The sequence below is a fragment of the Alistipes sp. dk3624 genome (assembly GCF_009557455.1).
In the GTDB taxonomy this organism is placed as follows: Bacteria; Bacteroidota; Bacteroidia; order Bacteroidales; family Rikenellaceae; genus Alistipes_A; species Alistipes_A hominis.
On the sequence record NZ_CP045651.1, the window covers coordinates 237,392 to 251,469 of the forward strand.

Annotated in this window: 20 protein-coding genes; 13 read left to right on the plus strand and 7 right to left on the minus strand. The window is 54.4% G+C overall.

The features are described from left to right. The first annotated feature begins 6 nt into the window (after positions 1-6). The 13 genes from GFH31_RS01075 to GFH31_RS01135 all read left to right on the plus strand — a co-directional run bounded on the left by GFH31_RS01075 (position 7) and on the right by GFH31_RS01135 (position 10,825). Entirely contained in the window at positions 7-339 is a 333-nt protein-coding gene (locus GFH31_RS01075; RefSeq protein ID WP_117754269.1) for a DUF4133 domain-containing protein, read from the plus strand. Beyond that, positions 336-2,840, plus strand: coding sequence for a TraG family conjugative transposon ATPase (locus tag GFH31_RS01080; RefSeq protein ID WP_117754268.1), 2,505 nt, complete (start codon positions 336-338; stop codon positions 2,838-2,840). Before GFH31_RS01075 ends, GFH31_RS01080 begins: the two co-directional genes overlap by 4 nt. A 44-nt stretch (positions 2,841-2,884) precedes the next feature. Continuing rightward, complete coding sequence (locus tag GFH31_RS01085) at positions 2,885-3,268, plus strand: DUF3876 domain-containing protein (RefSeq protein ID WP_117754274.1); 384 nt, start codon at positions 2,885-2,887, stop codon at positions 3,266-3,268. Positions 3,269-3,298: 30 nt separating this feature from the next. Then, entirely contained in the window at positions 3,299-3,928 is a 630-nt protein-coding gene (locus GFH31_RS01090) for a DUF4141 domain-containing protein (protein WP_057098481.1), read from the plus strand. Positions 3,929-3,931: 3 nt separating this feature from the next. Continuing rightward, positions 3,932-4,936, plus strand: coding sequence for a conjugative transposon protein TraJ (gene traJ, locus GFH31_RS01095; protein ID WP_018667415.1), 1,005 nt, complete (start codon positions 3,932-3,934; stop codon positions 4,934-4,936). 31 nt (positions 4,937-4,967) lie between these two features. After that, a complete protein-coding gene (traK, locus tag GFH31_RS01100; protein ID WP_018667416.1) occupies positions 4,968-5,591 on the plus strand; it encodes a conjugative transposon protein TraK in 624 nt (207 codons plus the stop codon). Positions 5,592-5,596: 5 nt separating this feature from the next. Continuing rightward, complete coding sequence (locus GFH31_RS01105) at positions 5,597-5,914, plus strand: TraL conjugative transposon family protein (protein ID WP_018667417.1); 318 nt, start codon at positions 5,597-5,599, stop codon at positions 5,912-5,914. Continuing rightward, positions 5,895-7,244: a conjugative transposon protein TraM gene (traM, locus tag GFH31_RS01110; protein ID WP_117754267.1), complete on the plus strand. Its 1,350-nt coding sequence runs from the start codon at positions 5,895-5,897 to the stop codon at positions 7,242-7,244. The genes GFH31_RS01105 and traM overlap by 20 nt, the downstream gene beginning before the upstream one ends. A gap of 63 nt (positions 7,245-7,307) precedes the next feature. Next, positions 7,308-8,312 (plus strand): conjugative transposon protein TraN, encoded by a 1,005-nt coding sequence (traN, locus tag GFH31_RS01115; RefSeq protein WP_018667419.1) that lies wholly within the window; start codon positions 7,308-7,310, stop codon positions 8,310-8,312. A 2-nt stretch (positions 8,313-8,314) separates the two neighbouring features. Continuing rightward, positions 8,315-8,890: a conjugal transfer protein TraO gene (locus GFH31_RS01120; RefSeq protein ID WP_018667420.1), complete on the plus strand. Its 576-nt coding sequence runs from the start codon at positions 8,315-8,317 to the stop codon at positions 8,888-8,890. A gap of 8 nt (positions 8,891-8,898) precedes the next feature. Continuing rightward, a complete protein-coding gene (locus GFH31_RS01125; RefSeq protein ID WP_065538003.1) occupies positions 8,899-9,801 on the plus strand; it encodes a toprim domain-containing protein in 903 nt (300 codons plus the stop codon). Continuing rightward, positions 9,798-10,301 carry a DUF3872 domain-containing protein gene (locus GFH31_RS01130; protein WP_065538002.1) on the plus strand — a complete coding sequence of 168 codons (504 nt, stop codon included), beginning with the start codon at positions 9,798-9,800 and terminating at the stop codon, positions 10,299-10,301. The genes GFH31_RS01125 and GFH31_RS01130 overlap by 4 nt, the downstream gene beginning before the upstream one ends. Next, a complete protein-coding gene (locus GFH31_RS01135) occupies positions 10,298-10,825 on the plus strand; it encodes a glycoside hydrolase family protein (protein WP_117754266.1) in 528 nt (175 codons plus the stop codon). Before GFH31_RS01130 ends, GFH31_RS01135 begins: the two co-directional genes overlap by 4 nt. Before the next feature lie 68 nt (positions 10,826-10,893). Here GFH31_RS01135 and GFH31_RS01140 read toward each other — a convergent pair whose 3' ends face one another. The 7 genes from GFH31_RS01140 to GFH31_RS01170 all read right to left on the minus strand — a co-directional run bounded on the left by GFH31_RS01140 (position 10,894) and on the right by GFH31_RS01170 (position 14,068). Continuing rightward, positions 10,894-11,115 (minus strand): hypothetical protein, encoded by a 222-nt coding sequence (locus tag GFH31_RS01140; RefSeq protein WP_018667424.1) that lies wholly within the window; start codon positions 11,113-11,115, stop codon positions 10,894-10,896. A 116-nt stretch (positions 11,116-11,231) separates the two neighbouring features. Continuing rightward, on the minus strand, positions 11,232-11,540 hold the full coding sequence (locus GFH31_RS01145; protein WP_018667425.1) for a hypothetical protein: 309 nt from the start codon (positions 11,538-11,540) through the stop codon (positions 11,232-11,234). Positions 11,541-11,593: 53 nt separating this feature from the next. After that, entirely contained in the window at positions 11,594-11,839 is a 246-nt protein-coding gene (locus tag GFH31_RS01150; protein ID WP_018667426.1) for a DUF6956 domain-containing protein, read from the minus strand. Then, a complete protein-coding gene (locus GFH31_RS01155; RefSeq protein ID WP_025069036.1) occupies positions 11,836-12,069 on the minus strand; it encodes a DUF3873 domain-containing protein in 234 nt (77 codons plus the stop codon). The genes GFH31_RS01150 and GFH31_RS01155 overlap by 4 nt, the downstream gene beginning before the upstream one ends. 20 nt (positions 12,070-12,089) lie before the next feature. Then, entirely contained in the window at positions 12,090-12,347 is a 258-nt protein-coding gene (locus GFH31_RS01160; protein ID WP_057098472.1) for a hypothetical protein, read from the minus strand. Positions 12,348-12,371: 24 nt separating this feature from the next. Beyond that, positions 12,372-13,655: a PcfJ domain-containing protein gene (locus tag GFH31_RS01165; RefSeq protein ID WP_018667429.1), complete on the minus strand. Its 1,284-nt coding sequence runs from the start codon at positions 13,653-13,655 to the stop codon at positions 12,372-12,374. A 2-nt stretch (positions 13,656-13,657) separates the two neighbouring features. Further along, a complete protein-coding gene (locus GFH31_RS01170; RefSeq protein WP_024988513.1) occupies positions 13,658-14,068 on the minus strand; it encodes a PcfK-like family protein in 411 nt (136 codons plus the stop codon). Positions 14,069-14,078: the final 10 nt, after the last annotated feature.

Genomic DNA, 14,078 nt, shown 5'->3' on the forward strand with positions numbered 1-14,078 from the left:
CAATGTATGGCTGAATACCCGATAAACAAGGGTATCGGCCGTCCGGTCGAGTTCAAGGGTCTGAAAGCCCAGTACCTCTTCATTTTCTGCGGAGGTCTGCTGGCTCTCTTCATCCTGTTCGTCATCCTCTACATGGTCGGCATCGACCAGTGGGTATGTATCGGCTTCGGCGTGGCATCGTCCTCCGTCCTCGTATGGCAGACCTTCGCGCTGAACGCACGGTACGGCGAACACGGGCTTATGAAGCTGGGAGCGGCACGGAGCCATCCCCGATACCTTATCAACCGGCGGCGGATCACCCGATTATTCAAAAGGCAACGAAAGGAAGAAACGACATGAGAAATACATCCAAAATGACAACACTGGAAAACAGGTTCCCCCTGCTGGCGGTGGAGCAAGGCTGCATCATTTCCAAAGACGCCGACATCACGGTGGCTTTCGAGGTGGAACTGCCGGAGCTTTACACCGTGACGGGCGCGGAGTACGAGGCGATACACGGCTGCTGGTGCAAGGCTATCAAGGTGCTGCCGGACTTCTGCGTCGTCCACAAGCAGGACTGGTTCATCAAGGAACGCTACAAGCCGGAACTGCAAAAGGAGGACATGAGCTTCCTGAGCCGCTCCAACGAGCGTCACTTCAACGAGCGTCCGTACCTGAAGCACACCTGCTACCTCTACCTGACCAAGACGACGAAGGAGCGCAACCGGATGCAGAGCAACTTCAGCACGCTGTGCCGGGGGCATATCATCCCGAAGGAACTGGACAAGGAAACCGCCGGGAAGTTCATGGAGGCCGCCGAACAGTTCGAGCGCATCATGAACGACAGCGGCTTTGTCAGGCTGCGCCGGCTCTCCACCGACGAGATTGTCGGCACGGAGAAGTCCGCCGGGCTGATAGAGCGTTACTTCTCGCTTATGCCCGAAGGGAATGCGACCTTGCAGGACATCGACCTCTCGGCAAGGGAAATGCGCATCGGCGACAACCGCCTGTGCCTGCATACACTCTCCGATGCGGAGGATATGCCCGGAAAGGTGGTTACCGACATCCGCTATGAGAAACTCTCCACCGACCGCTCGGACTGCCGCCTCTCCTTCGCCTCCCCGGTGGGGCTGCTGCTCTCCTGCAACCACATCTACAACCAGTATGTGATTATCGACAACAGCGAGGAAAACTTGCAGAAGTTCGAGAAGTCCGCAAGGAACATGCAGTCGCTCTCCCGCTATTCGAGGAGCAACAGCATCAACCGCGAATGGATAGACCAGTACCTGAACGAAGCCCATTCCTACGGGCTGACCTCGGTACGGGCGCACTTCAACGTCATGGCGTGGAGCGACGACGCGGAGGAGCTGAAGCACATAAAGAACGACGTGGGCAGCCAGCTGGCAAGCATGGAGTGCGTGCCGCGCCACAACACCATCGACTGCCCGACGCTCTACTGGGCGGCGATGCCCGGCAACGCGGCGGACTTTCCTGCCGAGGAAAGTTTCCATACGTTCATCGAGCAGGCGGTATGCCTCTTTACGGAGGAAACCAACTACCGCAGCTCGCTCTCGCCCTTCGGCATCAAGATGGTGGACAGGCTCACGGGGAAGCCCCTGCACCTCGACATCAGCGACCTGCCGATGAAGCGCGGCATCACCACCAACCGCAACAAGTTCGTGCTGGGACCGAGCGGTTCGGGCAAGTCGTTCTTCATGAACCACCTCGTGAGGCAGTATTGGGAACAGGGCGCGCACGTGGTGCTGGTGGACACGGGAAACTCCTATCAGGGCTTGTGCGAAATGATACGGCGCAAGACAAACGGCGCGGACGGCGTGTATTTCACCTATACGGAGGAGAAACCGATTTCGTTCAACCCGTTCTACACCGACGACTACGTGTACGACGTGGAGAAGAAGGACAGCATCAAGACGCTGCTGCTGACGCTCTGGAAGTCGGAGGACGACAAGGTGACGAAGACCGAGAGCGGCGAGCTGGGCAGCGCGGTGAACGCCTACATCGAACGCATCAGGGCTGACCGGAGCATCGTCCCCTCGTTCAACACCTTCTACGAGTACATGCGCGACGACTACCGCCGCGAGCTGGCACAGCGTGACATCAAGGTGGAGAAGTCCGACTTCAACATCGACAACATGCTTACCACCATGCGGCAGTATTACCGGGGCGGACGCTACGACTTCCTGCTCAACTCCACGGAGAACATCGACCTGCTCGGCAAGCGGTTCATCGTCTTCGAGATTGACAGTATTAAGGAAAATCGCGAGCTTTTCCCGGTGGTGACCATCATCATCATGGAAGCCTTCATTAACAAGATGCGCCGTCTGAAAGGCGTGCGTAAATTGCTGATAGTGGAAGAGGCTTGGAAGGCTCTCTCTTCAGCGAACATGGCTGAGTACCTGCGCTATATGTACAAGACCGTGCGCAAGTATTTCGGCGAGGCGATCGTGGTGACGCAGGAGGTGGACGACATCATTTCCTCGCCCGTGGTCAAGGAGAGCATCATCAACAACTCCGACTGCAAGATACTCCTTGACCAAAGGAAATATATGAACAAGTTTGATGCCATACAGTCCCTTTTAGGTCTGACGGAGAAGGAGAAGTCGCAGATACTCTCCATCAACATGGCAATCAACCCGAACCGCAATTACAAGGAAGTGTGGATCGGACTGGGCGGCACGCAGTCGGCTGTCTATGCCACCGAAGTGAGCGCGGAGGAATATCTGGCGTACACCACCGAAGAAACGGAGAAGGTGGAGGTTTACCGTCTGGCGGAAAAGCTGGGCGGCGACATCGAAGCCGCCATCCGGCAGCTTGCCGAAAGACGGAGAAACAAGGAATAGGCAATAAGTAAAACAGATTCATCAACTAAAAACAGAAAATGCGTATGAGTATATCAAGAACGAAAATGCTGCAAGTCAGCAAGTGTCTGATCGGGCTGGCGGTCATGGTGCTGCAATCCTGCGAAACCGTGGACAACCGCCGCGACCTGCTTTGCGGGAACTGGGAGAGCGTGGAGGGGAAGCCCGACGTGCTTATCTACAAGGAGGGTGAAGCCTACAAGGTGACGGTGTTCAAGCGGAGCGGCATCCGCCGCAGACTGAAGCCGGAAACCTACCTCTTGCAGGAGGAGAACGGCAACCTTTTCATGAACACCGGCTTCCGCATCGACGTGTCCTACAACGAGGCGACGGACGTCCTGACCTTCTCGCCGAACGGGGACTACGTGCGTGTGACCCCGAAACCGGACCATCCGACAAGCGGAGAATAAATAATGAAACCCACTAAAATCCAAAGTAACATGAGAACAAGAATGACACTTATTATCTGCCTGTGCCTGTTTGCAGCCGGCAGGGCAAGCGCACAGTGGGCGGTGATAGACCCGTCCAACATCGCGCAGAGCATCGTGAACACCTCGAAGAACGTGGTGCATACCTCGACCACCGCCCAGAATATGGTGAAGAACTTTCAGGAAACGGTGAAAATCTATGAGCAGGGCAAGAAGTATTACGATGCCCTCAAATCCGTGAACAACCTGGTGAAAGATGCCCGCAAGGTGCAGCAGACCATCCTGATGGTGGGCGACATCACCGACATCTACGTGACCAGCTTCCAGAAGATGCTGCGCGACGACAGCTTCACGGTGGAGGAGCTGGGAGCCATCGCCTTCGGCTACACGAAGCTCTTGGAGGAGAGCAACGACGTGCTGACGGAGTTGAAAAATGTGGTGAACATCACCACGCTCTCCATGACGGACAAGGAGCGCATGGACGTGGTGGAACGCTGTCACTCCAAGATGAAGCGTTACCGCAACCTCGTGAGCTACTACACCAACAAGAACATCGGTGTGAGCTACCTGCGGGCAAAGAAGAGGAACGACCTCGACCGCATCATGGGGCTGTACGGCAGTATGAACGAAAGATACTGGTAGCCTATGGAGTTCGACAACCTTCATCAGATCCTGCGCTCGCTCTACGGGCAGATGATGCCCTTGTGCGGTGACATGGCGGGCGTGGCGAAAGGGATAGCCGGGCTGGGCGCGCTGTTCTACGTGGCATATCGTGTATGGCAATCACTGGCGAGAGCCGAACCGATAGACGTATTCCCCATGCTCCGCCCGTTCGCCATCGGTCTGTGTATCATGTTCTTCCCCACGGTGGTGCTTGGCACGGTGAACAGCGTCCTCTCGCCCGTGGTGCAGGGCACGGCGAAACTGCTGGAAACGCAGACGCTGGACATGAACCGGTACCGTGAGCAGAAGGACAGGCTGGAATACGAGGCGATGGTGCGCAACCCCGAAACCGCCTACCTCGTGTCAAACGAGGAGTACGACAAGCAGCTGGAGGAACTGGGCTGGTCGCCCGCCGACATGGTGACGATGGCGAAAATGTACCTCGACCGGAAGATGTACGAAATAAAGAAAGGCATCCGCGACTTCTTCCGCGAGATACTGGAACTGATGTTCCAAGCCGCCGCCCTCGTGATAGACACCATCCGCACCTTCTTCCTCGTGGTGCTGGCGATACTCGGTCCGATAGCCTTCGCCATCTCGGTGTGGGACGGCTTCCAAAGCACGCTCACGCAGTGGTTCTGCCGCTACATACAGGTCTATCTGTGGCTTCCCGTGTCGGACATATTCAGCACGATACTCGCCAAGATTCAGGTGTTGATGCTCCAGAGCGACATCGAGCGTATGCAGACTGACCCCAACTTCTCTCTGGATTCCAGCGACGGGGTGTATATCGTGTTCATGATAATCGGCATCATCGGCTACTTCACCATTCCAACGGTGGCGGGCTGGATCATCCAAGCCGGGGGCATGGGCGGCTACGGGCGCAACGTGAACCAGATGGCGGGACGCGCCGGAGGCATGGCGGGCAGCGTGGCGGGCGCCACCGCAGGCAACGCCGTGGGACGCATCGGCAAGCTGCTGAAATAATCAACTGACAATTAAAAACGAATAAACAACAATGGAATTCAAGTCACTCAAAAACATCGAATCATCGTTCAGGCAGATACGCCTGTTCGGTATCGTCTTCCTCTCGCTGTGCGCCGTGATAACGGTATGGAGCGTGTGGAGTTCCTACCGCTTCGCGGAGCGGCAACGTGAGAAGATCTACGTGCTGGACAACGGCAAGTCGCTGATGCTGGCTCTCTCGCAGGACCTGTCGCAGAACCGTCCGGCAGAAGCAAGGGAGCATGTGCGCCGCTTCCACGAGCTTTTCTTCACGCTCTCGCCCGAAAAGAGCGCGATAGAACACAACGTGAAGCGTGCCCTGCTATTAGCGGACAGGAGCGTGTACAACTACTATTCGGACTTCGCCGAGAAGGGGTACTACAACCGCATCATCGCCGGGAACATCAACCAAGTGCTGAAGGTGGACAGCGTGGTGTGCGACTTCAACGGCTATCCTTACCGTGCCGTGACCTACGCCACGCAGAAGATCATCCGGCAGAGCAACGTCACCGAGCGCAGCCTCGTGACCACATGCCGCCTCTTGAACTCGTCCCGTTCGGACGACAACCCCAACGGGTTCACCATCGAGGGTTTCACCATCATCGAGAACAAGGATTTACAAACCATCAAACGCTAACAGGCATGAAAGGAATCGGAAAATCGCTGTGGAGGGTCTATTGGAAACTCCACGACAAAAAGAAAATGCTGGTGGCAAGGCTCAAAGGGTATCTGGACGGCTTGCCGCCGAAGACACGCAGGCGTGTCGTGCTGGCAATGCTCGCCGCATTCGCCGCGCTTGCCCTCTACACCTTCGGCAAAGCCGTCCATGACATCGGCAGGAATGACGGCAGCCGTATGGTGACAGACCATGCCGGACAGGTGGAACTGTCCTTGAAGCCTGAAGTGAGTGACAATTTTACACCTTATTATAATAATATGTATGGAACAGACGAAGAATGAACCTAAAAACGAGAACAAGGCGGCTCCCGACAACGGGAAACCGAAGAAGGTGCGCAAGCCGCTGACCGAAGCCCAACGGCTGAAACGTCAGAAGATGATAGTGCTGCCCGCTATGGTGCTGGTATTCCTCGGTGCAATGTGGCTGATATTCGCACCGTCCTCCGGCAAGGAGCAGGAGCCGGGAACGGGCGGCTACAACATCGAAATGCCCGACGCGGACAAGGCGAACCGCCGGATTATCGGCGACAAGGCGAAAGCCTACGAACAGGGGGCGATGGAAGAACGGCAGGAGAACCGCGACCGTGCCATGCAGCAGTTGGGCGACCTGTTCGACCGCGAAACAGTGGAAGCGGACAATGGCAGTGACTTCGACCTTGCCAATCCCGGTGGAACGGAAGAGGCGGTGAAGCCCGCACCGAAAACCATCCAATCCTCCGCAGCCGCCTACCGCGACCTCAATGCCACGCTCGGTAACTTCTACGAGCAGCCGGAGAACGACAACGCGGAGATGGACGAACTGCTGGAGCGTATCGCATCGCTGGAATCGGAACTGGAAAGCGAGAAAGGCAAGGCGTCCGCTATGGATGAGCAGGTGGCACTTATGGAAAAGTCCTATGAGCTGGCGGCGAAATACATGGGCGGTCAGAACGGCGGCAAGCCGGAACCGGTGCAGGCGGCTGAGCCTTACCCCGTGCAGAAAGCCGGAAAGAACACGGCGAAACCCGTCAGGCAGGTAGTGCATCAGGTGGTGTCCTCGCTTGGACAACCGATGAGTAACGCCGAGTTTGTCGCCTCCTTCTCGCAGGAGCGTAACCGCAATTTCAACACGGCGGTGGGCGTCACGACCGTATCGGACAGGAACACCATATCGGCGTGCGTCTATGGGGCGCAAAGCGTGACCGACGGGCAGGCGGTAAGATTACGGCTGCTGGAGCCGATGGCGGTGGCTGACAAAATCATCCCCCGTAATGCGGTGGTGGTCGGCACGGCAAAGATTCAGGGCGAACGGCTTGATATTGAAATTACTTCGCTGGAGTACACAGGTACGATCATCTCGGTGGAACTGGCGGTGTATGACACGGACGGGCAGCCCGGCATCTTCATCCCCAACTCGATGGAAATGAACGCTGTCAGGGAGGTTGCCGCAAACATGGGCGGCTCGCTGGGGAGCAGCATCAATATCTCCACCAATGCAGGGGCGCAGCTCGCCTCCGACTTGGGCAAGGGGCTGATACAAGGCACGAGCCAGTATATCGCCAAGAAGATGCGCACGGTGAAAGTGCATCTGAAAGCCGGGTACAGGGTCATGCTCTATCAGGAGATAGACTGAAAACAGAATACAGAAAAAGTAACAACAACCAATGTTTAATTTACCACTAAAATCCAAAGTAATATGAGAAAAGTAATCATCATGTTTGCCCTCGCTATGGGCATCGCTACTGCCAACGCGCAGGAGAACGTGACCGTTGGAACGGACAACGGCAGTGTAGAACAGCCGACGACAGAACAGCCGACCTTGACAAAGGAGGTCTATCCGCAGAAGGAGGCGGACGGCGACCTGTACCACGGGCTGACAAGAAAGCTGGGATTTGACCGCATGGTCCCCCCGCACGGTTTGGAAGTGACCTACGACAAGACCGTCCACGTCATTTTCCCCTCGGAAGTGCGCTATGTCGATTTAGGCTCGCCCGACCTGATTGCGGGCAAAGCCGACGGAGCCGAGAACGTCATCCGCGTGAAGGCTACCGTGAGGGACTTTCCGAACGAAACCAACATGTCCGTAATCACGGAAGACGGAAATTTTTACACCTTCAACGTGAAGTACGCCGCCGAACCGCTGCTGCTCAACGTGGAGATGTGCGATTTCATCCATGACGGCTCGGCGGTGAACCGCCCGAACAACGCGCAGGAAATCTATCTGAAGGAGCTGGGCAGCGAAAGCCCGATGCTGGTGCGCCTTATCATGAAGTCCATCCACAGGCAGAACAAGCGCGAGGTGAAGCACATCGGCTGCAAGCGTTTCGGCATCCAGTACCTGCTGAAAGGCATCTACACGCATAACGGGCTTCTGTATTTCCACACGGAAATCAAGAACCAGAGCAACATTCCTTTCGACGTGGACTACATAACGTGGAAAATCGTGGACAAGAAGGTAGCGAAGCGTACCGCCGTGCAGGAGCAGATCGTCCTGCCGCTCCGCGCGCAGAACTACGCCACGCTCGTGCCGGGCAGGAAGAGCGAGCGCACGGTCTTCACGATGGCAAAGTTCACCATCCCCGACGGCAAGTGCCTCGTGGTGGAGCTGAACGAGAAGAACGGCGGTCGCCACCAGTCCTTCGTGATTGAGAACGAGGACTTGGTACGAGCCAATACCATCAACGAACTTCAAGTGCGCTGACTATGAAGAAGTACCTTTTTATGATTATCGCGTCGCTTGCCCTGTTCACAGGGCGGGCGAACGCCCAGCGGTGCCTGCCGAAGATGCAAGGCATCGAGGTCAGGGCAAACATGGCGGACGGCTTCAATCCCGGCGGCAACGACGGCGGGTACAGCTTCGGGGCGGCTCTCTCCACCTACACGAAGAAAGGTAACAGATGGGTGTTCGGCGGCGAGTACCTGCTGAAGAACAACCCCTACAAGGACGCAAAGATACCCGTGGCACAGTTCACGGCAGAGGGCGGCTACTACTTCAAGATACTGTCCGACGCGCGTAAAACCGTGTTCGTCTATGCGGGTGCTTCGGCTCTTGCCGGGTATGAATCGGTGAACTGGGGCGAGAAGGTGCTGCCTGACGGCTCCACGCTCCATGACCGTGACGCCTTCATCTACGGCGGTGCGCTGACGCTGGACGTGGAGTTTTACGTGGCTGACCGTATCGCCCTGCTCGCCAACCTCCGGGAGCGTTGTCTGTGGGGTGGCGACACGAGAAAGTTCCATTGCCAATTCGGGGCGGGCATCAAGATAATCATCAACTGACGCACCGCATGGAGCATACGGACATCGACATGATAAGGCGGATTCCGTTGGCAGACTTTCTCGCGCGGTTGGGGCACGAGCCTGTACGGAGAAGCGGAAACGAGCTTTGGTATCGTGCGCCGTACCGCAATGAGCGCACACCCTCTTTCCGTGTGAACGTGGCGAAACAGCTCTGGTACGACTTCGGTTTGGGCAAGGGTGGCGACATCTTTACGCTTGCCGGGGAGTTTGCGCAAAGCGTGGATTTTATGGAACAGGCGAGGTTTATAGCGAAAGCCGCAAATATGGTGGTTGATAGGTCGGCTTTTCCGACCTATCAACCGAAGCCTGCCGAACCTGCCTTTGAAGGAGTGGAAGCCGTCCCGTTGCTCCGCTCACCGCTGACGGACTATCTGGCGGAACGGGGCATACCTTATGCCGTTGCATTCCACCATTGTTTCCGCCTGAACTATGGCGTGCGTGGAAAGCGGTATTTCGCAATAGGCTTTCCAAACATGGCTGGCGGCTATGAGGTACGCAGCCGCCATTTCAAGGGTTGCATACCACCGAAAGATGTGTCACTGGTAAAGCTGGAAAATACCGCTGCCGACGTGTGCAGCGTGTTCGAGGGATTTATGGATTTCCTTTCTGCTGCCACACTCGGCATAGTCGGCAATGGCGACAGTCTTGTGCTGAACTCCGTTTCCAACGTGGAAAAGGCGATGAAGCATCTGGACGCTTACGGACGCATCAACTGTTTCCTTGACCGTGACGAAGCCGGACGGAGGACGCTTGACGTTCTTGGCAAACGCTATGGCAGACGTGCCTGTGACCGTTCAGCCCTCTATGACGGTTGCAAGGACTTGAACGAGTATCTGCAACTGACAACGAAAAAAGAAATGAACAATAACTTAAAAATCAAATTGAAATGAACATACTGAACAACAAGAACCGAAGAAAATCCATCTTCAAGGCGTTGGCACTCTGCCTGTTCGCCGCCGTGTCGCTCACGCTCGTGTCGTGTGACGACGACATGGACATCCAGCAATCCTATCCCTTCACGGTGGAAACCATGCCCGTGCCGAACAAGGTGACGAAGGGGCAGACGGTGGAAATCCGCTGTGAGCTGAAAAAGACGGGCGACTTCGCCAACACCCTCTATACCATCCGGTATTTCCAGTTCGAGGGGGAAGGTACATTGAAAATGGACAACGGCATTACGTTCCTGCCCAACGACCGCTACCTGCTCGAAAACGAGAAGTTCCGGCTGTACTACACGGCAGAGGGCGACGAGGCGCACAACTTCATCGTGGTGGTGGTGGACAATTTCAAAAATTCCTATGAATTGGAATTTGACTTCAATAATCGGAACGGTAAGGACGACATTCAGACCGTCATCCCTATGGGCAATTTCAAACCTCTGCCAAGATGATGCGTGTATTCATGGCTATCCTCTGTTCGCTGCTGGCGGTCTGTTCCGTGTCCGCACAGATCAGCCGCCAAGAGGGAACGGACAGACAGGCGGCAATCTACCGCCTGCCACTCATGGAGCGGGCTGTGCGCTGCACGAAATATTTTGAGGGCTGGCACTCGGAAAAGCACCACCCATATGTGGGCTGGGGGCATCAGGTGCAGCCGGGGGAAAGGTATTCGGCACGCACCATGACGAAGCGGCAGGCGGACGCGCTTCTGCGGAAAGACTTGCGGAAGTTCTGCGCCATGTTCCGCAAGTTTGGGCGTGACAGTCTGCTACTTGCCACACTCGCCTACAATGTCGGTCCATACCGGCTTTTGGGGAGCGGGAAGATACCCAAAAGCACGCTGATCCGAAAGTTGGAGGCGGGCGACCGGAACATTTATCGGGAATATATCGCTTTCTGCAACTACAAAGGTAAACGGCACGCCATGCTGCTCAAACGGAGGAAGGCGGAATTTGCGCTGCTGTATGTTCCATGATATGGCAAGTGCCTGACAAAAGAAAATCCGATGAAGCTGCCTGCTTCATCGGATTTTCCGCTTTCATTTCATACATTCGGTATTGTTCCCATGTCGATTACCTCACCGTCCCTGCAATGTTCGATGATGCCGGGTGAAAATCCCATGCTTCCGATTGCGATATGACGGATATACTCCGCATACTCCCGACCTTGAAAATTCTTTCCCGTCAGGTTTTTGAAAATCATCTTCATGCCTGTTCCGTCATCGCTGTGCAAGATGATTTTTCCGTTCTGTCTGATTGCTTCCATGATTAAAACTTGTTTTTGTAAATATTATCGAAGATTAGACAAGGTTTCTTTGCTACTTTCTTTGTCCGCCATCATGCTCACCGAAAGAAAGTAGGGCGGCTTTTGCCGCCCACCCCTCAAAATCGGGTGTAAAGCCCCGTTACCATCGTGAACATTTCTTCCAGCATATCGCAATATATCCCCTTGTGCGTTTCGATGTCCTTCGTCTTGCACTCGAATGTCTTTTTGCTGAACGTCCTGCGGTAGAAACGCATATTGTAGAGGTCTGCCCCTCCGTCATAGATGATGTCAAGGCGGTTGGCACTTGTCTTGTTCCTCGCAAGGCTCATGCGCAAGCCGTTGCCCATGTCTATGAAGTCCTTGCTTCCAGTCATGGCGGCAAAGCGTCTGCCGCCTATCTGCTCCAAAATTGTCTTCGCTATCATATACGCTGTCTTTTAGGGTTTATATGTTGGCGGTGCGGACACCGCCAACTTGTTCAACATTCTGTTATCTCGGCAATGGGTGTGTTTCGTTTCAACCATTCCATCAGGCACTCCATATTGTACTCGCTTGTGATGACTGCCGTATGGCTGTCAATGGCGGTAAACCTGCTACTTTCATAGTCATCTATCCACTTTTTTAGGGTATCAACTCCCCACGCTTCGGCATCGTCAAAGATGCCGTCCAATACTTTGATAGGCTCGCTGAACTTCACTATCAGCGTTTGGTAGGCTGCGTTCATCGTCTGTCCTCCTTTCCTCCCTTTGCCGTGAGCCACTTGTCCCGTGCGGCTCGGCACTCGTCCAACGTGGGTTTGACACAAGAGAACAACTCTCCGTTTGTGGGATGGCGGTAGTCGTACTGCACAAGTGTCCGCTTGCGTCTGCCGATACCTAATTGGAAACGCTCGTATTTCTCCGTACCTGCTTCGGTGCAGGTGCTTATTCCGTTGATGGTCATTCGTGTTGCCATAATCGTTGATTTTAGAGTGGTTAAAAATGTACTGACAAAACTCTGTTGCGCATCACCATTTCGGGGTCACTCGTATAGCGTTGGTGCAGGTAGAAATGGTGGGAGCCGAAGCCGTAAAGGAAAAACCTGTCAAGTTCGTGCTTCTCGGCAAAGTCCTTGACGCTTGCCCTTAACTGCTCCTCACTCGTTGCCAGAGTGAGGAGGTTTACAAATTCAAGGAACATTGTGGGGATTTTATCGTCCCACAGACAAATCATGCTTTCAATTCTTACTTCCATACTATTGGGTATTATAGGTTTATACTATGCCGCTTCCATTCGTTGGCGGATAAGGTTCACGTTGCTGTTCACAAGGTTTACAATGCGGTCGTGGTATTCGGTGTTCTCGTTGCATAAGCCACGGCACTGCACCACCTCCAAAGTTTTCAGTGATACCTCTATCGTTTCTATGCGTCTGCCGTCAATGGTCGCTGAAAGGATAAGAGAATTTTCCCGATTGTGGTAGCCACCCACGCAATGGTGCATCATACGTCCTTCCTCTATCATTTCCTCCACGCTCTCTATGACCTTGATACGGATAAGGTTGTCGGAGAACACAAGTCCGAAGAAGATACCTTTGGCTTTTAGATAGTTCTTCTCGTCCTCAATCGCCTTTTGCCGTTGCTGTTCCGTCCGCTCACGTTCCCTTTGTCGGTTACGCTTCGCCACCAACTTGTCGTGTTCGGCTTTGAGGTCGGCAGGGCAAACGTACTTCGGGCTGTTCGTGTCCTTGCCGAAATGACGCAGGAGGTCTATCGTGTCACGCCACATAGAGCCGTTGGCAATGGTGTAGCCATTTCGGATACATATCTTCAAGGATGCCCAATACTCTACGATATTGAAAGAGTGGTATATATAGTAACGCAACATGGGATATTGCCCTGCCTTCAACAGCGTTTCGGCTCGGCAGTCGGAAAGTATGGCTTTGAAAAGGTCGTAAGGCAGGATGTTGTGATAATCACCCTTGAAGCCGTTGCGTTTCACTTCGGGTATGAAACGCTGTCGGGGGTAGGTGCATACCGGATTTATGTCGTATGCCCGAAATTCTCCATTCTTGCGTACCTCCATGTCGCTGTATTCATTCCATAGGTCGTAATAGAACAAGGACATGCCACGCAATCGGGCAACGGTCGTTGTCTTGCCGTCGGGGGCAATCCACCTCTGCACCACTTCAAAGATGGAATATTCGGCTGTCTGCCCTGCCTTGTATCGTGACTTGACGGAAAAGAAGCGTATCACTTGGTATTGCTTGCAGGTGGTGACGATGGAGAAATACTCCATATCGCTGAAAACACTCTTTCGGGTGCGTAATGTTTCCAACTCCATGCCGCAACGGGGGCAGGTGCATCCGCAAATGGTATCTGCAAGGTCGTGGTCGCTTTTCCACGAATGTCCGCACTCGGTGCAGATGTTCGTGCCGTCTGCCCTTTTGATGGCGTAATGCTTGAAGCAATGGCGGAAAGCGTATGCCCTTTGTTCTTCGGTCAATCCCGGTAGTCGCTTGCTCAAACGTGCGACTTCCTGCTGTATGCGTGTTCTCGGTTTCATAATCAGAAGTCAAATAGTGATGGTTCAACTTTGGTTTCTTTCTTCGCTGTTGGCTTGTTGCGGTTCTGCAACTTGCGGAGTTCCTCGTCTTGGTATTGTCGGATAGCGTTCTGCCGTGCTTCCGCCTTTTCCTCCGCTGTGAGTTCCACCACATGGTTCACGGCTACCTTGCATTGGATAGGTTCGCCCACCTCTACCTCGTTCTCGTCATAGTAGTGGACGGCTTGTCCGTATATCTCTCCGTCCGTGAAGCCGTTGCAACCGCTTTTCTGCACATAGTTCAGAATGTAGGTCACGCAATCGTCTATGTTCTTGGCTGGGTTGCGGTAGTTCTTCGCAAAGAGCGCATCTTCGGCTGCACGCTGCTCCAAGTACATCTGTATCGTTCTTTTGAAATGTTCTGTTCCTTTCATATCGCTGTCG